Below are 22060 nucleotides of genomic sequence, written 5' to 3'. Positions count from 1 at the left end.
CGGAGCCCGACTATTGAAGCCGTCTGCAGCCCTTGGCCTTAACACAACACCCTGTGATCCATCGGTCCGGTTCAGCTTAGGTGTCGCGCAACTCAATCCAAAAACATCAACCAACGATTGAAAGGAGCGGATCAAGCGCTTTACCAGGCAGAAAAAGCAGGCGCAACGAAGTGTGCCAAAACAGATCAACCGCTGTGCTACATTGAGGTGAAGCGATGTCTCACTCAAACGATTCTTCTGACCGATTGTCCCACCTGCTTGACGAAATCACGCTCAATCTGGAAAGGCACCTGGTGCAGCACCCGGCACTCAAGCACAACGTCAAAACGTCCGAGAATCTGATTCAATTGATGCGCAGCGAACGTGACTGGCTGCAGAAAGTCTGTCTGTCCACGCTCGACCAGGCCGATTTAGAGTGGCTTGACGCACAAGGCCAGAGGTTGATTACCGACTTTCATGTAGCGATTCACGACGTCTTCGAATTGTTGGACGAGGCCCAACATTTCATGATTTCCAACTTACCGAAGCTGGAATCCCTGGTCGACCCGGCCACGCTAAGCACCAACCTCAAAAAAGCCAGAGAGGCCATCGCCAAAGGTTTTTTCTATGCCTCCGTCGCTCAGTGGCGAAAACACATTCTGACACGACGCCGCTTTGCCCATCCCATGATGGAACAGCACAAGCAATGGCTGTTCGAGTTGTGTGACTTTTTGCTTGGCGCGCTTAACACATCGCCCCAAATGGATGACGCCCTGTGCCCCTTTGCTGACTGGCTAAATTCCCTCGAAGCAAGAATGGTTATTTTTGAAGCCAACAGTGACCGCGAAGAGCTGGCCCATAAAATATTGCTTACGCACAAACAGATTCATAACGAAGCGCACATCACCTACGTTCACTGGAAACTGAAAGAGTATTACCGGGCACAGGTTCACTTTGAACAGGTTATGCAGAGCTTTTTGATGTTGGACACCTATTTGAATGATTGTCTGGCCGAGTACCAACAGAATGCCTATGAAAACTTTTTGCGCTTTCTTGTCAGCCAACGCGAACTGATCGAACCATTGCATTACTATCTGGTCATTCACGAAGGACTCGTCAGCAGCCCCGGCGTGTTTTCACATCACAAAAAGGCCTTATTGGAACGCTTCAAACGCACCTTACTCCATCAGCTTGAAGCGCTTCGCATTGACTACATCAGCGAGACGTTTCAAAACAGCCTGCATGTGCTGATTGGCAACCGTGACGAAAAATTGAATCAAACACAGTTAATGCAAGCCGTTGTGAGCGAGATCGAACAAGAAACGGAACTGCCTCTTGACAAAGAACTGCGCATTCACTGGTTTGAGCTGGCCCACCTGGAAACCTTCATCACCGTGGATCAGTTTCGCATTTTGTTCAGCTACTTGGCAACGGATGACTCACTCACCAGCCTGTCGCCCATCACTCATTCTCAGCTCAACCACTACGCCAAAAAAATCACACAGGACCAGAAATTGTTACACCGTCTGCAACGTGCCCTGGAAAAGGGCGCATTCGAGCTGCATTTTCAACCCATCGTTACCGCTGACAATCGTTGCAAACTGGTTGAATGCTTGGTTCGGTTGCCCGCTGGGAACGGCAAGCTGGTTGAAGCCGGACGTTTCATCCACCTGGTGGAAGAATACCAACTCACCCAGCAACTGGATTTAATCGTCTTGACTTTATTGCTTGACGCCCTGCCGCATTTGAGCGGTATCACGCCTGAAATCAGCGTCAACTTATACCCTTCGAGCTTTGGCAACCCAGCTGCCCTGGAGCGGATCAACACCCTTTTCCATTGCTGCCAGCAAAACGGGCTGTCGCTCATTCTTGAAATCACTGAGCATGAAGCGATCAAACATGAAGCCACCCTGCAAAAGTTACACAAAACCGGCGTGAAATTTGCCATTGATGACTTCGGCAGTGGTTATTCCAACTTTTCCTCCTTGCTTGATTTAGCCAGCCAAAACACTGTGGAAGTGGTCAAACTTGACGGCACCATGCTGGATCGCATCGAATCTCAACAGAAACGCCGTCAAATGATCTCATTCATCACCGACATGGCACGTAAGCTTGATTTACAGCCCGTGATCTGCGAATTTGTTGACAGCCAAACAAAGCTCGATATTCTGAGAGCCATGCCCAGCGAGCTGCTGTTTCAAGGACATTTTTTCAGTCGCGCTTTAAGCCTTTCGCAACTGAAAGAAGATTACGGCTGATTCCACTCACCTTAAAACAGGAACGTTTATGCCCATGCCACATCCCACTCAAAAAGCATCCGATCTGTTCGTTCAAGCGCTGGAAGCCGAAGGCGTGGAATACATTTTTGCCATCCCGGGCGAAGAAAATCTGGACTTGCTCAACTCGTTAAAAAACTCATCGATCAAACTGGTGCTGACCCGGCATGAACAGGCCGCCGGGTTCATGGCCGCCACCTACGGACGTCTGACCGGCATGGCTGGGGTGTGTCTGTCCACGCTGGGGCCCGGCGCCACCAATCTGGTCACCGCCGCCGCCTACGCTCAGCTCGGTGGCATGCCGATGGTCATGATCACGGGCCAAAAACCGATCAAAACCAGCAAGCAGGGCCAGTTTCAGATCATTGACGTGGTCGACATGATGCACCCGATCACCAAATACAGTTGCCAGATTCACAGCGGCTACAACATTCCCTCCCGGGTCCGCGAGGCGTTTCGTTCGGCCATGACCGAACGCCCGGGCGCGACCCATCTGGAACTGCCGGAAGACATTGCCAGCGAAACCACTGATTCGCAGGTGATTGAAAAAGGCATGCACCGTCGCCCTCTGGCGGAAGAAAAAGCCGTACGCACCGCAGTGAGTCTGATCGAACAGGCCAAACGCCCGTTGATCCTGATCGGCGCGGGCGCCAACCGCAAGACCGCGGGCAAAATGCTGCGTCAGTTCATCGACAAAACCGGGATTCCCTTTTTCACCACGCAAATGGGCAAGGGCGTCGTGGACGAGCGCCATCACCTATACCTGGGATGCGCGGCTCTGTCCGACCACGACTTTGTGCATTGCGCCCTGCATGACACAGACCTGATCATCAATGTCGGTCACGACGTGATCGAAAAGCCGCCGTTTTTTATGAAGCACGACGGTTTCAAGGTGATTCATATCAACTTCACCAACGCCGAAATCGACCCGGTTTATTTCCCTCAGGCCGAGGTCGTCGGCGACATCGGCAATGGCATTTATCAGATCAAAGAGCGGGTTGAACGTCAGATCCACTGGGATTTTGACTGCTTCATGCAGGCCAAACGCCTGATCGACAAAGACATCCTCAAACATGCCACCGACGACCGCTTCCCCATGTTGCCCCAGCGCGTGGTGGCCGACATACGCCGTTACATGCCCGACACCGGCATGATCGCGCTCGACAATGGCATCTACAAAATCTGGTTTGCGCGCAATTATCTGGCCTATCACCACAACACGGTGTTGCTCGACAACGCCCTCGCTTCCATGGGGGCCGGTCTTCCCTCGGCGATTGCCGCCAAACTGGTCTACCCGGAGCGTCATGTCATGGCCGTGTGCGGGGATGGCGGCTTTATGATGAACTCGCAGGAAATGGAAACCGCCGTGCGCCTCAACCTGGATCTGGTGGTGGTCATCCTCAATGACAACGCCTTTGGCATGATCAAATGGAAACAGGCCAACATGGGCTTTGATGATTTTGGGCTGGATGTGGGCAATGCCAATTTTGTGGAGTACGCGCAAAGCTATGGCGCCCACGGCCATCGCATCCAGTCACCCGATGACTTTCTGCCACGGATTGAAGCCTGTTTCGAAGCGGGCGGCGTCCACCTGATTGAGGTGCCGGTGGATTACAGCCAGAATGATCGCATTCTCAACCACGAAATCAAAGAACAAAGCCAGGCCGCCTGGCAGGCCATGCAAAACACCGACTGAACCGCTCTCTTTTTACGCAACCAACCTGCCGTTTTTGACTGATCGTCATCTCCCTGGCGATCCTCATCTCCTCCTATCCATTTTTCACCAGGCCTGCTGGCTCGATGGCTTTTGCATCTTTTTTGCATTTTTTAAATAAACAGTATTGAAAACGAGAACGGTTAGCATTACACTTCGCTCAAACATAACGTAATACGAATCGTTATTAATATTAAAACAAAAACAAACGTTCGGAGTTCTGTATGCAACACCTGCCCCTGAAAACCGCCCTCTTTTCTGCGCTGTTTGCCACGGCCCCGCTGTCGCAGGCACAGAGCGTCACTCTACCCGAAATCTCATTTGGCGGCCTGCTGGAAACCTCGATCCAACATGAAGACGCCAACGGCGTGGAAAAAGGCGAAAACACGCAATTCGTGCTCGACACCGTCGAAATCGCCCTGGGCGCTCACATCAACGACCAGATCTTTGGTGAAGTGGTTTTATTGCAAGAAGACATCGGGACCGATGACAAAACCGATTTTGAAGTCGACACCGCTCTGATCGGACTGGCAACCGGTTATGGCACTCTCACCGCCGGTAAAATGATTGTGCCGTTCACCACCGGCGAGACGCAGATGATTTCCGATTCTCTGACCCTGGTCGAGCCCAACGGCAACGGGATCGGGTTTGATACTCAGTTGGGACCGCTGGAAGTCAGCGCCTACGTGGTGGACCCGGACAATGGTTACATCAATGACGATTATTATGGCAACACCAACCTGGATCAGAGCGAACTGGGCTGGGGCGATCTGAGCGGTGTGAACGCTTACTGGCCGGTCAACGACTATCTGGCCTTTAACGGCAGCTACGCCAAAATTGACGACGACAATGCTTACTCCGGCGCGGCGTTTCTAAGCGTCAACCAGTTTGGCCTGATTGCCGAAGGCACCGATCTGGACGTCGAGGACCACACCCGCTATAACATCGAAGCCTTCTATGAATCGAATGTCGGGACTTTTTCCGTGGCCGGTCAACGTGATGGCGAAAATCAGGATTACATCCTTGTCGGCTACAATAAAGAAATCTACACCAACACCCATTTCCTGCTGGAGTACAACCAGAACACCGACACCGACGACAAACTGTATCAGGCCATGCTCGCGGTCGAATTTTAATCGCCTCATCTGATTGATTGAAAACTGAAAGGATTGTTATGAAACTCAAAGCACTGACTCTGGCTGTTGCCACCTCCGTTACCTTGATGGGGTGCGCACAAACCCAAACCCACTCAAACGCGTCCGAACTGGCTCAGATTCAGAAGGTTCTGCAAACCAATGCTGACATGGCCTATGCCGCTTATTCGGACTCCTTGGCCACTGCACTGGAACTGAAAGCGGCCATTGCTGACCTGCGCATGAACCCGTCTGATGACACCCTGGCGGCGGCAAAAAAAGCTTGGCTGACCGCGCGTGAACCTTATGGACAGACCGAAGTGTACCGTTTTCGTCTGAGCCCGATTGATTCCACCAATTATCAGGACGAAGACGGCCCGGAAGGGGACATCAATGCTTGGCCATTGGGCGAAGCACTGATTGACTACACCGTGGCCGGTAACGATTTCGGCAATGATCAACTGGGCGTCACCGAACACCAGACCCCGGTTAATGACGGTCAGCCGATCACCGTGGATGACCTCAACCACACCATCATCGGCAACCCGGACATTGCCATCAACCGTGATCTGCTGGCGAAAACCGCCACCGCAGAAGACGAGCATGATGTCTTGGCCGGGTACCATGCGATTGAATTTCTGCTATGGGGTCAGGACCTGAACCGGAACGCCAGCCCCGACACCCAGGGCGAGCGTGAAAAAGCGGTCAAAACCTGGCAGGCACCCAATCTGGCTCAAGGCGGACAGCGCCCCGTCAGTGACTTCATTTCCAACGCTGACAACGATGCGGCCGATCGCCGCCTGACCTATCTGGCGGTCGCCGTCGACAAGCTCATTGATGATCTGCGCCAGGTCAAAAATGGCTGGGCCCCGGGACAAAGCGACAACTACCGCGCCCAGTTTACCCAGGTGACAACCCTGGCCGAGGGTCGTGAAAAAATGGCGGAAATTCTCACTGGCATGGGCACCCTGTCGGAAGGCGAACTGGCCGGCGAACGCATGCAAATCGCCCTGTCGGCGGACTCTCAGGAGGACGAACATTCCTGCTTTTCTGACAACACCCATCGCGACATTGTGCTCAATGCGCTGGGCATTCAGAACAGTTATTACGGTGACTACCAGGGCTATGACAGCGACTTTGACGGCAAACCGGATGCCGGCACCGTGGTGACAGGCTATGGCTTTGATGATTATCTGGCCGATCTGGGCCAAACACAGCTTGGCACCAAACTGGAAGCGCAGTTTGCCAACACCGAGCAGGGCTATCAGGCCATTGACCGACTGGCCCGCGAAGGCACACCCGTCGATGTCGTGATCATGAACCCCATGTCGGAGGACGCCAAACCCATGCGCGATACCATTCTCTCGCTCAACAAACAGTCAGCGGAAATCGCCAAGCTGGCCAAAGCGCTGGGCGTGGAGAAAAATGTGGTCGATCCCGACGCTTCGGCTTGCGACACCAGCAATCCGACCGCACAATGTGACTAACCGTTAAACGTGTTGTGATCAACCTGTCCTTGACCGGCCGAGTCCGATTGAGGCAGGCCTGGTAAAACGTCTAGGCCAGACGTTTTACCAGGCCTGTCGTATTTTTTGCCAGGGTTTATGGGGTTGCTTAACCTTGGTCCTTCAGCAGGCCCGGAGGTGTTCATTTTTTACGTGTGTAAAAAACGAACATCTTCAGGATCGCACAGCCATCAATGTGCCCACAGCACATAAAACTTGCTCAAATCAACAAACCACCAGGCCTGGTAAAAAAGCAAGCTTCGTCTTTGATATGGAGAAGGCTAAAATCGAATGATCCAACGTGCTTTTGTTTTATCCAGTGCGCTCATCGCCGGGTTCCCCATCTGGCTGTCTGCCAACCCGGCCCTGCCCGGCGGCGAGGCCACCACGGCCATCACCCCTTTTGCTTCCTCGATCCAACCCGCGCCCAATCTTCCTGAAGACCTCAAAAAAACGTTTTATGCAGGCAAGGCCCTGGCACATCAACCCTGGGTCAAAGCGCCCAGTTCCACCACCGCCCGGGATGGCCTGGGCCCCATCTACAACGCTCGCACCTGTCTGGCCTGCCACATCAATGGCGGCAAAGGGCGTTTACCCAACAATCATAAGGAACGCCTGCATCAGGGGATCGTGCGTTTGAGTCTGCCTGGCGAGATCGACCCGCAACTGGGCGTACGCCCGGTACCGCATTATGGCGACCAGATTCAATCTCAGTCGATTGCGCTGGCACACCAGCTCGGCGAAGAGATCGTCGCCTTTCAGGCCAACGATGTGCGACCTGAGGCCAATATCACACTCAAATGGCAAACCAAACCAGTCACCTACCCGGACGGCACCACCCTAACCCTGCGTTACCCGCGCCCGGTGCTCAGCAACCTGCATTATGGGCCTTTGCCGGATGGCACGCGCTTGTCTTTACGCAATGCCCCTGCTTTGCACGGTGTGGGACTGTTGAGCCTGATTCCCGCCTCAGAGCTGCGCGCCAATGCCAAAGCGCAATCGGCCCACCCGCGCATTTCCGGGCGATTGAACCAGGTCTGGGACCCGGTCACGCAACGCCTGCAAATCGGCCGCTTTGGTTGGAAGGCCAACCAGCCCTCGGTCGAAGCGCAGACGGCCACGGCCTTTCGCAATGACGTCGGCATCACCAACCCGATTTTTCCCGAACCGCCCTGCGAGACGACGCAATCGCAATGTCTTAAAGGCCCCCATGGCAATGATCGCGAAGGAGTGGAGCTGCCCCGGAAACTGCTGGACAAGGTCGTGGACTTCACTCACCAGATCGGTGTTCCGGCCGCTCGAGCGCAAACATCCAATCAGGTCAAAACCGGGCAGAGACTGTTTGCCCGACTTGAGTGCGTTGTCTGTCATCGCCCGAGCTACCAAACGCAGCCATCCGACCGCTATCCGAATCTGGCCCACCAGACCATCTGGCCCTACACCGACGGCCTGTTGCATGACATGGGCGAAGCGCTGGCCGATGGTCGCCCGGATTTTGAGGCCACGGGCCGGGAGTGGAAAACCCCGCCTTTGTGGGGCGTGGGCTTGAGCAAACAGATCAATGGCAGCGGCCAACTGCTGCATGACGGGCGAGCTCGAACCATAGAAGAAGCGATTTTATGGCATGGCGGCGAAGCCCAGGCCAGTCGCGACGCCTTTATGGCTTTGCCCAAATCCGAGCGCAAGGCGCTGATAAAATTTATTGAAACCCTTTAAACCAGCGCGCCTTTATAATCGGACCTTTGTTTCACGCACAACAAGAGAGACACCTATGACCTCTTTCATTCGACGATCCGGCTTACTCGTAGGGTTGGGCCTGCTGAGTCTGCTACAAGGATGCACGACGCCTCAGCACCAATCCACGCCGCCTGCCCCTGCCATCACCCTGAATGATGCCGGCCGCCATGATCTGGCCGTCCATGCCTTAAAAACGGTGACCCTGCCCACATTAGAGCGGTGGCAGGCCGCCACCCAGGCCCTGACCGACGCCAGCCGGCAGCAATGCCAGCGTCCGACTCCAGATGTGAGCACGCTGCAAGCCGCCTTCGAAGTCCTTTATCCGGCCTGGTATCGTGCCATGCTCTATGACTTCGGGCCTTTGCGTGACAACCTTTTCTTTCCCCGCATTCATTTCGTTGATTCGATGCGCCAGCGTGGCAAGGATTATCACGACACCATTGTGACCACGTTCGAAACCGCTCTCAACGGCAGCATGCCTCTGAACGAGGCCTATTTTGATCAGCTCAAATTCACACAAGTCGGACTGCCGGCCATTGAAGTCATGCTCTATGAGCCCCGGTTTGTCAGCGCTTTGGCAACACAGCCGCGTGCCTGTCAACTGCTCGTTGGTCTGACACAGCACCAACGCCGCCTGGCCGATTCGATTCTGACACAGTGGCAAAGCAGTGAGGGGAACGCCTCTCAATCGAACTATCTGCAACAACTGGTCGAGAACCAATTGCCCGACGGAGAAACCGCCGTCGGCAAGCTACTGTTTTCGTTGCAGGATTATTTGCGTTATCTGAACCAACGCCAGATCAACGGTCATCTGGACGCCACTTTGTCCGATCTGACCCGCGCCAACCTGCTCGCGGGTTTGAATGAGGTCGAGACGCTTCTGACTGCCGGTGACAGCGGCGCGGGCTTGATCGACTACGCCCGCAAAGCTGGCCACACCGAGTTGGCCCAGACCCTCATGCAAACGCTGGATCAGGCACGCCAAGCCACAGAGGCTCTGGATCGCGAGGCCATGCGCTCGAGCTACTACACATTGATGAAACAACTGGAGCGTCCCTTACCGGAAGCCATGGGCGTCAACCTCGGCATGAACTTTACCGATGGAGATTAAACCATGAATGATCTGACCCGTCGCCACTTGCTGCGGACCCTGATCGCGGGCAGTGTCCTCGCCACCTCGCCCAAACTGTTTGCCCAGACGCTGTCGCAATCCGACAGCCCCATTCATGACCCTTTGCAAGGGTGGTTCTCACCCCAGGGGGCAAAGGCCGACACGTTTGGGTTTGGCGCGGAACTGAACCTGAGCCAGGGACCAGTCTTGACAACCGGCCTCAGCGGCTTTCGCGGCCATGGTGGGGCCGAGCACCCCACGAAGCCCGATACGGTCCTGATGTTTGCCCGCCGCCCCGGGCGTGAATCCATTGAAGTCAATCTGCGCAGCGGGGCCATCACCCAACGATTTCAGACACCGGAAAACCGCCATTTTTTCGGGCACGGTGCCTTCAGCGCCGACGGAAAAACCCTGTTTACCACCGAGGCGGATCTGGATCGCAATGTCGGTGTGATTGGCATTCGCGACGCCCACACCTACCGGTGGTTGGGCGAGTTCGAGTCCGGTGGCGTCGGACCGCACGAACTCAAACGCGTCGATGACCGTCATCTGGTCATCGCCAACGGCGGCATTCTGACCCGACCGGAACAGGGCCGTAAAAAACTCAATCTGGCCACCATGGCCCCCAATCTGACCTATCTGAACTACCACACGGGGGAAATCGTCGAGCAAATCCAGCCGCCTGAGAGCAAAGCGAGCATTCGCCATCTGGACGTGGCCGCCGACGGCACCGTCGCCTTCGGCATGCAACTGCAGCGTCAGGCTTGCCACCATGACCGGCTGTTCCCCCTGACGGCGCTGCACACACTCGGGCAATCCCCCCGTTTTCTCAGCCAGCCGGATTTCGTGGTGCGCCAGCTGCACGATTATGTGGGCAGTGTCACCCTCTCAGATCAGAGTCGTCTGGTTGGGTTCACCAGCCCCAAAGGCGATCTGGCGGCCTTCTGGCACCTCGACAGCGGTGATTTTGCGGGGCATCATGCCATGAAAGACGTCTGCGGACTGGCCCTGAACGGGGCCAAGGATGGCTTCGTGCTGACCAATTCATTCGGCGCCGTGCACGAAGTGGATGCGCATACCCTGCAGGAACGGGTGGACCGACGCCAACACTTACCCAAAGTGGCCTGGGACAATCACATGTTGACCATCGGCTGACGCCTTCCCGTTCAGTCGGGGTCGGCACACTGGATGCCGTTTTCCTCAATCAGGTGCTCGTAACGCTGGTCAGTCAGGGTTCTCAGAAAACACACCAACTGTTCCACCTGAATGGGCTTGAGTTTACGCCCGTCTTTCAGTTCGGTCTCCGCCAGGGTCTGCGGCACGGCCGGTTTTGACCAGGCCTGGTGAGTTTCGGGGTTCTGGGTGTGCTGGGACCCCATCAGGAAATGATCGTAAAACTCGATCACTGTGCGCAGGTCTTTGAAGACGCCATTGTGCATATAAGGGCCGGTGACGGCGACATTGCGCAACGTCGGCACTTTAAACTTGCCGCGATGCGCCGGATCATCCACCGCCGGGTTGGCGAGCAACCCTGGATCAGGCGCCTCCAACGTCAACGCCGGATTGGGCGGAACCCCGATGTTATGGTATTCAAAATTGGTGAAGGTCTCGCGTACATGCCCGTTGGGTCTGGCCTGATGACAGGTGGCGCAATTGGTAAACTGCTGGGAAAAAAACAGGGCTTTGCCCGAACGCTCCTTAAAGCTGAACTCGGCTTCGCCTCGCAGCACCCGGTCGTATTTGGAATCAAAAGGGGAAACCTCGGGCGTTTTCTCAAAGGCTTCAATCGCTCGGGTCATGGCAGTAAACGCCTGCGCCGGTTGCTCGAAAATATCGGTGCCGTAAAAACGCTGAAACGCCTGAACGTACAAAGGGTTTTCCTGCAGGCGCTCGACCACAAAACCTTTGCCCGGCATCTGCATTTCCACCGGGTTCAACGGCGGGCCACCCGCCTGCTCGGCCAGATCTTTGGCCCGCCCATCATGAAACTGACCGCCCACATACCCTTCGTAGTCCGGTTGCTGAGAATTGAACCGGGCATGCCTGCCCCAGTGAAAATCGGGCGCAAAAGCGGCATAGGTGACGGTGGGCGCATTGCGCGTGCCCAGTGAGTGTTCATCCGTGCCCAGTGAGACCGGTCGAATCTCGCCGTTTTCATCCCGACGTGTGTCCACAAAGCCCTCAGCCGGATTGTGACAGGTCGCGCAAGACTGTTTTCGATTGTGCGACAGGTTGGCATCAAAAAACAGCAAGCGCCCCAGTTCCGCTTCGGTCAAATCGGAGCCATGATCGGCACTCGGGGTGTTCTGGCAGCCGGCCAACACCGCCACCATCAGCGAAAGACCGACGAGACTAATCCTGTTGCGTAACATCCTGCACCACTTCGTTTTCGAAATTGCGCTGATGATGAAACACCACCGCGTGATCCATTTCCAGACGAATCCCGATCTTGGTCCCAATCGGGTGATCGTGGTGGGACTGACTCATACACAACACCAGCTCATCACTGGGCAGTTTGAGCGTGTACAGAAAGTGAGACCCACGAAAGGCCCGGTTGACCACTTCCAGCTGCCAGTCACTGGCATCATCATGCAAAATATCATCCGGACGCACCAGGACCGAGACCGCCTCTCCCGGTTGCGACCCCAGCGGCAAATGGGCTTTGAGCAGCCCCAGCTCGGTGTGCACCAGATGGCAATCACAGACCGAGCCGGTAATCAGCACCCCCTGGCCGATGAAGTCGGCAATGAACGCATGATGGGGTTCGTGATAAAGGTTGTAAGGCGTGTCCCACTGCAGAAGACGACCCTCCTGCATCACGCCGACCCGGTCGGCCATGGCAAAGGCTTCGTTCTGGTTGTGCGTCACCATCAAGGCGGTCATGCCTTCGCTTTTCAAAATATGGCGTACCTCACGTGCCAGCGATTCCCGCAGTTCCACATCCAGGCCGGAAAACGGCTCATCCAGCAACAAGACGGCAGGCTTGGGCGCCAACGCACGCGCCAGGGCCACCCGCTGCTGCTGACCGCCGGATAACTGATGCGGGTACCGCTTGCCATTATCAGGCAGCCCCACCAGTGACAGCAGTGCCTGAACCCGGGCCTCACGCTCTGACGCCTTCAGGTTTCTCAAGCCATAGCCAACATTTTGCGCCACGGTTAAATGCGGGAACAAAGCAAAATCCTGAAACACCATGCCAATGTGGCGCTTCTCAGGCGGCACCTGAAACCCGGGACGGGTCAGCTCCGTGCCTTCCAGCGCAACCGACCCGCTTTGCACCGCCTGCAAACCGGCAATGCTGCGCAACAAGGTGGTTTTGCCACAGCCACTGGGACCGAGCAGACAGCCGATCTGTCCCGGGTCAATGCGCAGGTTCACATCTTTGAGCACCTTGTCGGCACCGTGGGCCACCGACAGTTGAGAAATCATTAATTCATGCATGCGATTTTCCAATCAAACGACTGAGGTAGATCACCGGAAGGATGCCGGTGAGCACAATCAGCAACGCGGGCAGTCCGGCATCGGCCAGACGCTCATCTGCGGCCATCTCATAGGCACGCACCGCCAGTGTATTAAAGTCGAACGGGCGCAAAATCAAGGTCATGGGCAGCTCTTTGAGCACTTCCACAAACACCAGGATAAAGGCGGTGAGCAGACTGGTGCGCAGCAACGGCAAATGAATGCGCCCCAGTATTTCCGTGGCATTGGCGCCCAGCATCCGGGCCGACTCATCCATGCTGGGTTTGATCCGTTGCAGCCCCGCGTCCACGGTTTGCAACGCCACCGACAGAAAGCGGAACGCATAGGCAAACACCAGCGCAAACAGGGTCCCCGACAACAACAGACCGACGGAGACCCCAAAATGCGTTTGCACCCAGGCATTGATCTGCTGATCCACCCAGGCAAACGGAATCATCACCGCAACGGCGAGCACGGTGCCGGGCACGGCATAACCGAGCATCGCCACCCGTGTGGTACCCCGTACCATCGGATGCGGAAACAGCCGCTTGGCATACGCCATCCACACCGCCAGTGCGACCACCACCAGGCCGGCAATCAGCGCCAGATAGAAACTGTTCCAGACCAGCAACGCAAACTCAGCGTTCAGCCCGGTCTCTGCGGTCGCCACCGCCCAGTACAACAACTGACCGCCCGGCACCAGGAACCCAAACACCACAGGCAGACTGCACCAGAAAACGGCAAGCCATGCGCCCCGGCCTCTAAGACGCGGCAAATGGGCCGCCGGCCGGGGCGCAGACAAGGCAAAATAACGCGCCTGACGGCGTGACCAAAGTTCCACCGCCATCAACGTCAACACAAACGCCAGCAGCAGCAAAGACAAATGGGCGGTGGTGACCGTATCCCCAAACCCGGTCCAGGTACGGTAAATGCCGGTAGTAAAGGCCGCCACGCCAAAATGCTCCACCGTGCCGAAATCAGCCAGCGTTTCCATCAACGCTAACGTCAGCCCGGCAATGATCGCCGGACGCGCCATGGGCAACGCCACCTGAAAAAAGCTGCGTACCGGTCCGGCCCCGAGCAGACGACTGGCATCCATCGCCTGCTGGCTGTGGTTGGCAAAGGCCGCGCGACTGAGCAAGTAAACATAAGGGTATAACACCAGTGAAAACATCACAATGGCGCCGCCGAGCGAGCGGATTTCCGGGAAAAAGGCCCGCATCATCGTCAACGGCACCACCTCGCGTAGCGCCGATTGCACCGGCCCTTCAAACACCAGCAGACCGGTATACGTGTACGCGATGATGTAGGCCGGCATCGCCATGGGCAACAGCAAGGCCCACTGAAAGAGTTGCCGCCCCCGAAATTCGTACTGACTGACAAACCAGGCCGTCGGCACCCCAAGCAGCAGCGTGCCCACGCCGACGCCCAGCATCAGCCAGATCGAGTTGGCCACATATTGTGGCAACAGCGTCTCTGACAAATGCGACCAGGTCGCATTTGTGGGCTCAAACACAAAACTGAAAAGCACCCACAAGGGGGTGCTCATCAGAATAATCAGTGCCAAGGTCAACCAACCCCAGCCTGGTAAGCCGCGCAGAAAGCGCATATCAGACCTGTCTCATTCGTTTAACGCCATCCGGCTCGGTCCATGATGCGCAAGGCCTGGGTGTTCAACTCACCCAAACGGCTCAGGTTCAGGGCATCCGACTCGAACTGACCCCAGTCTTTGAGCGTGTCACTCCAGGCCACACCTTCGACCACTGGGTATTCGTGATTGACTTCGGCGTACCATTTCTGAGCGTTCTTGGAGAGCATAAACTCAATCAGCTTCAAGGCATTGTCTTTGTTGTCGGCCGCTTTGGTGACCGCAATGCCGCTGACATTCACGTGGGTGCCCCGGTCCGACTGATTCGGCCAGAAGATCGCCACCTGATCCGCCGCATCCTGTTGGGCGGCATCCGGGCTATGAATCATTTTGCCAAGATAATAGGTGTTGACCACAGCCACATCACACTGACCGGCTGCCACGGCTTTGATCTGATCCCGATCACCGCCCGCAGGTTTGCGCGCCATGTTTTTAACCAGACCTTTGGCCCATTCTTCCGTTGCGTCAGCACCGCGATGCGCAATCATCGAGGCGACCAGTGACTGGTTATAAATATTATTGGACGAACGGATACAAATGCGGTTGCGCCACTTGTCATCCGCCAGGGCTTCATATGTACTCAGTTCCGCCGGATTCACCCGATCTTTGGCATACACAATCACGCGCGCTCGAGTGGTCAGTCCCACCCAGTAGTTGTCTTTGTCCTGAAGGTTCACAGGCAATTTTGACTGCAGTGCCTCCGTCATGGCAGGCTGCAATACGCCCGCTTCCTTGGCACGGTGCAGACGACCCGCATCCGTGGTGACCAGGACATCCGCCGGAGAACTTTCGCCTTCCGTCTCCAGACGCTTGAGTAGGGCATCCGCTTTGGAGGTGATCAGATTCACTTCAATACCGGTTTCACGACTGAATTCATCCAGCAAGGGTTTGATCAACTGCTCTTTTCGAGCCGAATAAACATTCACTTCTTCGGCCGACGCCGTGGCCACATTCAAAGGCAATGCCAGGGCGACAGCCAGACAACCGGTGATCATACGCGAAAATTTCATACCCCTCTCCTTTTTGAGTTCACTTCACACCCAAATGCGGGCGTTTTGCAATGAGGTTGGAACCATGTGCGTTCGTCAAATCGAACAATGAAACACATTGTAAATGCTAATTATTGTTATTTACAAGTCTTTTTTTAACCAGGCCTGGTTATTTTTACAAGGTGCTAACCCGAATGTTTCATGAATTTGTGCTGAGATTGCGCAGGATCTTGTTTTTACAAGGAAATTTCCGAAGAAGCGTCGTATCCATGATTACGACCGATTGAGAAAATATTGCTTGTGGAATCAAGGGGCAAGCAAGGTCGGTGCAAATTTGTGAAATATTCGGGCTAAGCACGGAGGGGTTTGGGCAGCCGGTGACGGGGGTCCTGCCGATAGAAATGCTGCAACTGAGCGTAGAGATCAGGGTGATGCTGGTGAAGGGCATGCGGCTGACAAAAGAAATATTCACTGACCACCGCGAAAAATTCCGCGGGCTCCGTGGCCGCATACGCATCCAGAAAATGATGTCCAACGCCCTGCTCAACCTGTTCATGCAGGTGTTCATAATGACGGGAAAAGATACGGGTCCAGTCCGGGCGCGATTGCTCTGGATGCAAAGGTGGCATGCCATTGGCACGCCCATTGCCCATGTCCAGTTTGTGGGCGATTTCATGCACAATCACCGATCGGTGGGGGTGAGTCGTGCTCGTCTCCTGTTCGATGGTCCGCCAGTCCAGGACCAAAGGCCCATCCAACCAGGCTTCGCCTTCCAGCCATCCAGGCTGATCGGTGACAACTCCGGCTTCATCCACCTGTTCGTGCTCGGCCCAGAAAGGCGCCGGGTACACAATCACGTCATGCCAGCCGCGCAGACGACGCTCATCCAAATGCAGCACCGGCAGACAGGCTTGCGCCGCAATCAATGCTTGGTGCCAGAGCGTCAGCGGTTGCGCTTCTTTGGCCTGCCAGTGTTTTTTATACACAAACACACTGGCCAGCTCACGCAAACGGGCCCGTTCCACCGCGCTCAACCCGGCAAACAAGGGTCTGCGCATGTGCTCGGCCCAAAGTGCGTGTTCAATGCCATGACGCTGTAAAAAACGCTGACGCCGCCAGTGACGCCAGCGCCGCAAAAAGTTCAGCAAAGACGCATCTCCAACGGCTTCAGCTGGACTGCAGCCAGGCCAGCGCCGCGGCTTCGTCTTCGAAGTACTCGACGTCCCCAGCGACAAACCAGTTGCCCACCTTTGCCGCATACGCCTGCCATTTTTTATGCCCCAGGATGGCAATTTTTTCAAACGCTTGACGATGCTTCATGCCCAGACGAAAATCATCCCAGGCCGCGTGCAGATCCCAGCCCTCCATCTCGGTCAGATCGGCCAGCACATTCATTTTGGCCTCTTTGACCCCGTCCAGCGCGGACTCAATCATGGGCGTGATCATTTCATAATCTTCGTGGGTCAACTGCCCCACGGCGGCCAGGCGCAGAAAAAATTGTGAGCCGGTGCGCTGGATGCCCAGCGACACCCCATGTTTTTCAATCGGCATTGCTTGCCTCCTCCGTCATCACGAATGCCTCAGGATTTCAGCTGTTTGATCAGGTTTTCCATCATGTCCAGCGGAAACACAATGGTGTTGGAGCGGTCATTGGCAATCTCGGTCAAGGTCTGCAGGTAACGCAACTGCAGCGCCTGAGGCTGGTGCGACAGAATTTCGGCGGCTTCCTGCAGTTTTTGCGAGGCCTGCATTTCGCCTTCGGCATGAATCACCTTGGCCCGACGCGAACGTTCTGCTTCCGCCTGCTTGGCAATCGCCCGGATCATGCTCTCATCCAGATCGACGTGCTTGATTTCCACATTGCTGACCTTAATGCCCCAGGCATCGGTCTGCTGATCCAGCGAATCCTGAATGTCGGCATTCAGGCGCTCGCGCTCCGACAGCATTTCGTCCAGCTCATGCTGGCCCAGCACCGAACGCAAGGTGGTCTGGGCCAACTGACTCACGGCATCGTGGAAATATTCGACCTGAATGATCGCTTTTTCCGGGTCAATCACCCGAAAATACACCACGGCATTCACATGCACGGAGACGTTGTCGCGCGAAATCACGTCCTGGCTGGGCACATCCATCACCACGGTGCGCAGGTCCACTTTTTCCATCTGCTGAATGATCGGGACCACCAGAATCAACCCTGGCCCTTTCACTTTGTAAAAACGCCCGAGCATGAAAATCACCCCACGCTCGTATTCACGCAAAATGCGAATGGCGCTGAACAAAAACAGCAGCACCAGAACAATCAATACAATCCATCCGTAACCGAACATCATTGGGCCTCCTTGCTCTCCTTGACTGTGTTGTCGCTCGCCTCATCAGCGGGGCGAACCTGTAACACCAATCCGTCCAGTCCAACCACCGTCAGGCGGCTGCCCTGCTTGATCGGCACCTGGGTCTGCGCCTGCCAGTGCTCTCCCTGGGCCAACACCGGCCCTTTCCGATCAAAGTCCGCCAGAGCCGTGACAACCTCCCCCACCAGGCCTTCACGACCAGCAACCTGGTGCCGATGCATCGCTTTCATGGCCAGCCAGGCCACGCCCACCACCAGCACCAGAGACACCAGCGTCATCACGACAATCAGTGATGGATCAATGCCATAACCGGGGGCCTGAATGTCGAGCAACAGCACCGAACCCGTGGCCAGAGCAGCAACGCCGCCCAACCCCAAGAGTCCGAAACTGGGCTGATACGCTTCGGCCACCATAAACGCCAAGCCCAGTCCGATCAACAGCAGACCGGCCCAGTTCACCGGCAACCAGTGCAAGCCATACAAGGCCAGCACCAGCGCCACCGCCCCGATGACACCGGAAAACACAATACCGGGATTGAGAAATTCCAGCACCAGCCCATAGAAACCGATCAGCAGTAACAGATAGACCAGGTTGGGCTGCGTGATCACGGCAAGAAACCGTTCCTGCCAGTCCGGCGGTCGCTCGACCGATTGCACCGAATCCGTGCTCAGCGCGACGGTTTTACCTTGAAAGGCCAGTGTCACCCCGTCAAGCGCTTGCAGTAATTCGTTGCGTGACCCCGCCATCTGTTCGATCACACCCTGATCCAACGCTTGCTGAGCGGTCAGGCTGACTCCCTCGGCGACCGCCTTTTGAAACCAGTCGGCATTGCGCCCGCGCTGTTCGGCCAGCCCTTTGATCAGGGCGGCGGCGTCTTCAATCGCTTTGGTCTGTTTGGCACTGGGCGTTTCCCCTTCGCCCAGAGACACCGGCGTGGCCGAACCCAGATGCGTGCCCGGCGCCATCACCGCTCGATGACTGGCCGCCACCAGAAAGGTGCCTGCGCTGGTCGCTCGAGCGCCACTGGGTCCGACCCAAACCACCACCGGCACGGGCGCATTGGCAATTTGCTGGACCATTTCTCGCATGGACGAGCCCAACCCACCCGGCGTGTTGAGCCTCAGCACGGTCAGATCAACGCCCTCTGTTTTGGCCTGAGACAGCGCTTTTGTAAGATAAGCCTCCGTGCCCGGGTTCACCGGGCCCTCCAGGGTCAGCCATTGCACCCGCGTGGTGTCGGCGAGTGCGGACGCGCTGGCAAACCAAAGCATTGCCAACAGGCCGAGTCGATGAATCACTCGTTTCATGCGCGACCCTCCTTGCTCAAACATTCAAAACGACAAGCGCTTACTTTGTCCCATTGCCGCCAGGCCTTGATTGACCATTTTCTGAATACGATGCGGGACATACACGTAGGCACCGGCGGTTTCCATACGCTCACTGATCTCTTCGCCGCTTGGATCCAGCGTGATCAGGGTCGGGTATTTGGTAATGTTGTACCAGTCGGCCAGGGTCTGCTTCGACACGGGCTCGCCGTAAAAATCAATCACCTCCCCGCCCGAATTCAGGGTCACTTCCAGCATCACCGCGTAGCCGTCCAGCAAGCCGTTTTCCACCACCGGCAGAATCGCTTCTTCTTTCAGGGTAGCGGCGCCCCCGCCTCGCAGCCGGGTAAAAAGCAGCATCACCGGATGACCTTTTTCCGCGGCCTGCTCGCCGATTGCCGCCAGATCGCGGGCCTCCTCAAGTTGCCAGGCGTTTAAGGTCTGGGCTTGCGTCGGCCCGGCCCAGACGTAAAGCAGAAACAGTCCGAGCACTGCTATCCATGCGTTTTTTTTGCTATAGTGGCGGTTTTGCAACCTCGCGCATTTAAAGCATTGAAACCTGGCAACCCTGAGTACCATGACCGACGTCTCCCAACCATGCGATAACGATGTATCTTTTCATGGTACGCCTTTTCAACAATGGCGCCAATCCCTTTTTGCCCATTTGCAGCGGCACCGTCATCGCACCCTGATCCGACTCCAGGGAGAGCCACGCTGGCGTCATGCACTGATCAAAGCCCTGCTTGAACCCTGGCAAGAGGCACATAAAACAGGGCTCTGGATCACGGAAAGCGAGGCCCGAGCACCCGAGGCCTTACCAAAAGGGTGTACGGCCATGCCGCGTGCACGGCTCAAACAGGCACTGGGGCAGGAAATCGATCTGGCCGTGCTGGATCTGGCCGACGGCATCGAAGCGGACGCACTGGCCCTGGTCGGCGGCATGATTCGCGGCGGCGGCGTTTGCGTTCTCGGACTGCCGGCTCCCTTGCGCAACGAGCCCAACCCGGCCCTGACGGCGTTTCTCGGTCACGGCCAAAGCGACCCGGGCGACGGATTTACTCAATGGCTGCAACAGGGAGCGGCGCTGACCCTTCGTCAGGGAAGCGGCACCGACTGTTTGCGCGAACTGCCTGACTGGCCCGCTCAAACAACACCGTCCAATCCCGAACCGACGCCCCAAGCCTTTCGACCGACCTCGGAACAGGAACAGGCCTGGTCAAAAATTGAAACCGTCGCACTGGGGCATCGCAAACGTCCGCTGATCATTGACGCACCGAGGGGACGCGGTAAATCCACATTATTGGGGCTTGCCATCTGGCGACTCTGGCAAACAGGCAAGACCCGGTTAACGCTGACGGCGGCACGACCCTCGCAAATTCACCAGGCCTGGTCGTTTTTGCAGCGCCAGCCCGACTGCGAGCTTTTGTCTGACACGCGCCTGCAATGGACCAACCCGCAAAACGGTCAGCGCCATTTTCTCGACTACCGCCCACCGGATGACCTGGTGCACAACCGCCAGCCGTCGCCGGAAGTTCTGTTGATTGATGAAGCCGCGCACCTGTCACAGGCTCTGCTCGAAACGCTGCTCGACACCTATCCGCGCGTGGTGATGGCCACGACCACCGACGGCTACGAAGGGTCCGGGCAGGGCTTTGCGCTCAAATTGCTGCCTCGGCTGCGCGAGCGCTTTGACCGAGTGTTTCACCACACCCTAAGCACGCCCATCCGCTGGGCACCGAACGACCCGCTGGAACGGCAACTGAATGAACGGCTGTATCTGTCTTCCTCCCCCTTCTCGGAGCAAACCCGACGTTCAGGCGATGCGCCCAGCGTCCGCACCTGGCAAACGGCAGAATTGCTGACCCAACCCAACACCGTCAACCAGATCATGGCACTGCTCAGTCAGTCTCACTACCAGCATCGGCCCAATGACCTGATGCGTCTGCTCTCACTGCCCGAGCAGTCACTGTGGACACTGCAACAGGGGCAACAGATTGTGGGCGTGCTCTGGGCTCTGCCGGAGGGCGGACTGCCCTCATTCAAACCGGGGCGTCGCTTTCGAGGGCACCTGGTGGCACAAAAACTGGCCCAACTGAACTGGGACAACACCTGGCAAAGCCTGCACGGCTGGCGCATTCAACGCCTCGCCATCGCCCCCGACTGTCAGCACCAGCAACTGGGCACCCACCTGCTCAGCACGTTTCTGCAAAGCGATGCTGCCCAGAAAAAAGACTATGTCAGCACCAGTTTCGGTGCCACCGCACAACTGATTCGTTTCTGGCAGCGCCAGAACTTCATGCCGATGCACCTTGGATTCAAACGCGACCACGCCAGCGCCCTGCATTCGGTTATGATGGTCCATGCCCAGTCGGACCCGGCAAAAAAAATCACCACCCAGGGCTGGCACCGCTTTTATGACGAATGGTCGTGGCAACTGGCCGGGCCCTTTGCTGAACTGCCTGCCGACCTCTTAACCTCGCTCTGGTCTCTGGCGCCCCCCAGCAATGAGGCTGAGGCCGGTTGCGCGCTGCCGGATTACCTTGCCGGGCGCGACTTTGACAGTCTGGCGCTGGCGTTGCGCCACTGGACCCTGAGCCAGCTTTGTCAGCCGACCTGGCCCCTCGATGCGCTCGGGCAGGCCTGGTTAAAAAAGGTGGTGCAAAATCAGCCCTGGTCCAAGGCACTGGCAGACACCGACTGCGCCAGTCGAAAACAATTGGAGCAGGCCTGGCGGTCATGGCTGGCCCGGCATTTTACAAACCAAGCAAACAGAAACGGCTTGAAACACAATTAACATTGATTACAATAATCATTCTTAACAACAGGCATACCGATT

The 22060-nt window shown here is 56.4% G+C and carries 17 protein-coding genes; 8 read left to right on the top strand and 9 right to left on the bottom strand.

Annotated features, from left to right (window positions below; translation table 11 throughout):
- Positions 1–215: 215 nt before the first annotated feature.
- The 7 genes from AVO41_RS01800 to AVO41_RS01770 all read left to right on the top strand — a co-directional run bounded on the left by AVO41_RS01800 (position 216) and on the right by AVO41_RS01770 (position 10610).
- Entirely contained in the window at positions 216–2237 is a 2022-nt protein-coding gene (locus AVO41_RS01800) for an EAL domain-containing protein (RefSeq protein WP_068581719.1), read from the top strand.
- A 28-nt stretch (positions 2238–2265) separates the two neighbouring features.
- Positions 2266–3951, top strand: a complete 1686-nt coding sequence (locus AVO41_RS01795; RefSeq protein WP_082676425.1) for an acetolactate synthase large subunit — start codon at positions 2266–2268, stop codon at positions 3949–3951.
- Positions 3952–4193: 242 nt separating this feature from the next.
- Positions 4194–5105 (top strand): hypothetical protein, encoded by a 912-nt coding sequence (locus tag AVO41_RS01790; protein ID WP_068581716.1) that lies wholly within the window; start codon positions 4194–4196, stop codon positions 5103–5105.
- A 38-nt stretch (positions 5106–5143) separates the two neighbouring features.
- Positions 5144–6589, top strand: coding sequence for an imelysin family protein (locus tag AVO41_RS01785; protein ID WP_068581714.1), 1446 nt, complete (start codon positions 5144–5146; stop codon positions 6587–6589).
- Positions 6590–6898: 309 nt separating this feature from the next.
- Positions 6899–8323: a di-heme oxidoredictase family protein gene (locus AVO41_RS01780; protein ID WP_082676423.1), complete on the top strand. Its 1425-nt coding sequence runs from the start codon at positions 6899–6901 to the stop codon at positions 8321–8323.
- Between the two features lie 55 nt (positions 8324–8378).
- A complete protein-coding gene (locus tag AVO41_RS01775; protein ID WP_068581713.1) occupies positions 8379–9455 on the top strand; it encodes an imelysin family protein in 1077 nt (358 codons plus the stop codon).
- 3 nt (positions 9456–9458) lie between these two features.
- Positions 9459–10610: a DUF1513 domain-containing protein gene (locus AVO41_RS01770; protein WP_068581710.1), complete on the top strand. Its 1152-nt coding sequence runs from the start codon at positions 9459–9461 to the stop codon at positions 10608–10610.
- An 11-nt stretch (positions 10611–10621) separates the two neighbouring features.
- Here AVO41_RS01770 and AVO41_RS01765 read toward each other — a convergent pair whose 3' ends face one another.
- The 9 genes from AVO41_RS01765 to AVO41_RS01725 all read right to left on the bottom strand — a co-directional run bounded on the left by AVO41_RS01765 (position 10622) and on the right by AVO41_RS01725 (position 19716).
- Positions 10622–11827: a cytochrome-c peroxidase gene (locus AVO41_RS01765; protein WP_082676421.1), complete on the bottom strand. Its 1206-nt coding sequence runs from the start codon at positions 11825–11827 to the stop codon at positions 10622–10624.
- Positions 11808–12896 (bottom strand): ABC transporter ATP-binding protein, encoded by a 1089-nt coding sequence (locus AVO41_RS01760; RefSeq protein WP_068581707.1) that lies wholly within the window; start codon positions 12894–12896, stop codon positions 11808–11810. Before AVO41_RS01760 ends, AVO41_RS01765 begins: the two co-directional genes overlap by 20 nt.
- On the bottom strand, positions 12889–14523 hold the full coding sequence (locus tag AVO41_RS01755; protein WP_068581704.1) for an iron ABC transporter permease: 1635 nt from the start codon (positions 14521–14523) through the stop codon (positions 12889–12891). The genes AVO41_RS01760 and AVO41_RS01755 overlap by 8 nt, the downstream gene beginning before the upstream one ends.
- A 20-nt stretch (positions 14524–14543) precedes the next feature.
- Complete coding sequence (locus AVO41_RS01750; protein WP_068581701.1) at positions 14544–15572, bottom strand: Fe(3+) ABC transporter substrate-binding protein; 1029 nt, start codon at positions 15570–15572, stop codon at positions 14544–14546.
- 329 nt (positions 15573–15901) lie between these two features.
- On the bottom strand, positions 15902–16699 hold the full coding sequence (locus tag AVO41_RS01745) for a zinc-dependent peptidase (RefSeq protein WP_068581698.1): 798 nt from the start codon (positions 16697–16699) through the stop codon (positions 15902–15904).
- A gap of 19 nt (positions 16700–16718) precedes the next feature.
- A complete protein-coding gene (locus AVO41_RS01740; RefSeq protein WP_068581693.1) occupies positions 16719–17102 on the bottom strand; it encodes an STAS/SEC14 domain-containing protein in 384 nt (127 codons plus the stop codon).
- 29 nt (positions 17103–17131) lie between these two features.
- Complete coding sequence (locus AVO41_RS01735; RefSeq protein WP_068583203.1) at positions 17132–17878, bottom strand: slipin family protein; 747 nt, start codon at positions 17876–17878, stop codon at positions 17132–17134.
- Positions 17878–19206, bottom strand: coding sequence for a nodulation protein NfeD (locus tag AVO41_RS01730; RefSeq protein WP_068581690.1), 1329 nt, complete (start codon positions 19204–19206; stop codon positions 17878–17880). The genes AVO41_RS01735 and AVO41_RS01730 overlap by 1 nt, the downstream gene beginning before the upstream one ends.
- Positions 19207–19230: 24 nt before the next feature.
- Positions 19231–19716 carry a hypothetical protein gene (locus AVO41_RS01725; RefSeq protein ID WP_068581687.1) on the bottom strand — a complete coding sequence of 162 codons (486 nt, stop codon included), beginning with the start codon at positions 19714–19716 and terminating at the stop codon, positions 19231–19233.
- 85 nt (positions 19717–19801) lie between these two features.
- Here AVO41_RS01725 and AVO41_RS01720 point away from each other — a divergent pair, with 85 nt between their 5' ends.
- Positions 19802–22018 (top strand): GNAT family N-acetyltransferase, encoded by a 2217-nt coding sequence (locus tag AVO41_RS01720; RefSeq protein ID WP_068581684.1) that lies wholly within the window; start codon positions 19802–19804, stop codon positions 22016–22018.
- Positions 22019–22060 lie beyond the last annotated feature (42 nt).

The sequence above is a fragment of the Thiomicrospira sp. WB1 genome, assembly GCF_001507535.1.
Classification (GTDB): Bacteria; Pseudomonadota; Gammaproteobacteria; order Thiomicrospirales; family Thiomicrospiraceae; genus Hydrogenovibrio.
This window is presented reverse-complemented; position numbering and strand designations above follow the sequence as displayed.

What these genes read in the sequence shown, in the direction of transcription:
- AVO41_RS01795 (WP_082676425.1), top strand. Translation starts at nt 2,266, where the DNA reads ATGCCCATGCCACATCCCACTCAAAAAGCATCCGATCTGTTCGTTCAA.
- AVO41_RS01780 (WP_082676423.1), top strand. Translation starts at nt 6,899, where the DNA reads ATGATCCAACGTGCTTTTGTTTTATCCAGTGCGCTCATCGCCGGGTTC.
- AVO41_RS01720 (WP_068581684.1), top strand. Translation starts at nt 19,802, where the DNA reads ATGACCGACGTCTCCCAACCATGCGATAACGATGTATCTTTTCATGGT.
- AVO41_RS01740 (WP_068581693.1), bottom strand. Translation starts at nt 17,102, where the DNA reads ATGCCGATTGAAAAACATGGGGTGTCGCTGGGCATCCAGCGCACCGGC.
- AVO41_RS01770 (WP_068581710.1), top strand. Translation starts at nt 9,459, where the DNA reads ATGAATGATCTGACCCGTCGCCACTTGCTGCGGACCCTGATCGCGGGC.
- AVO41_RS01790 (WP_068581716.1), top strand. Translation starts at nt 4,194, where the DNA reads ATGCAACACCTGCCCCTGAAAACCGCCCTCTTTTCTGCGCTGTTTGCC.
- AVO41_RS01760 (WP_068581707.1), bottom strand. Translation starts at nt 12,896, where the DNA reads ATGCATGAATTAATGATTTCTCAACTGTCGGTGGCCCACGGTGCCGAC.
- AVO41_RS01765 (WP_082676421.1), bottom strand. Translation starts at nt 11,827, where the DNA reads ATGTTACGCAACAGGATTAGTCTCGTCGGTCTTTCGCTGATGGTGGCG.
- AVO41_RS01755 (WP_068581704.1), bottom strand. Translation starts at nt 14,523, where the DNA reads ATGCGCTTTCTGCGCGGCTTACCAGGCTGGGGTTGGTTGACCTTGGCA.
- AVO41_RS01735 (WP_068583203.1), bottom strand. Translation starts at nt 17,878, where the DNA reads ATGTTCGGTTACGGATGGATTGTATTGATTGTTCTGGTGCTGCTGTTT.
- AVO41_RS01775 (WP_068581713.1), top strand. Translation starts at nt 8,379, where the DNA reads ATGACCTCTTTCATTCGACGATCCGGCTTACTCGTAGGGTTGGGCCTG.
- AVO41_RS01750 (WP_068581701.1), bottom strand. Translation starts at nt 15,572, where the DNA reads ATGAAATTTTCGCGTATGATCACCGGTTGTCTGGCTGTCGCCCTGGCA.
- AVO41_RS01785 (WP_068581714.1), top strand. Translation starts at nt 5,144, where the DNA reads ATGAAACTCAAAGCACTGACTCTGGCTGTTGCCACCTCCGTTACCTTG.
- AVO41_RS01800 (WP_068581719.1), top strand. Translation starts at nt 216, where the DNA reads ATGTCTCACTCAAACGATTCTTCTGACCGATTGTCCCACCTGCTTGAC.
- AVO41_RS01730 (WP_068581690.1), bottom strand. Translation starts at nt 19,206, where the DNA reads ATGAAACGAGTGATTCATCGACTCGGCCTGTTGGCAATGCTTTGGTTT.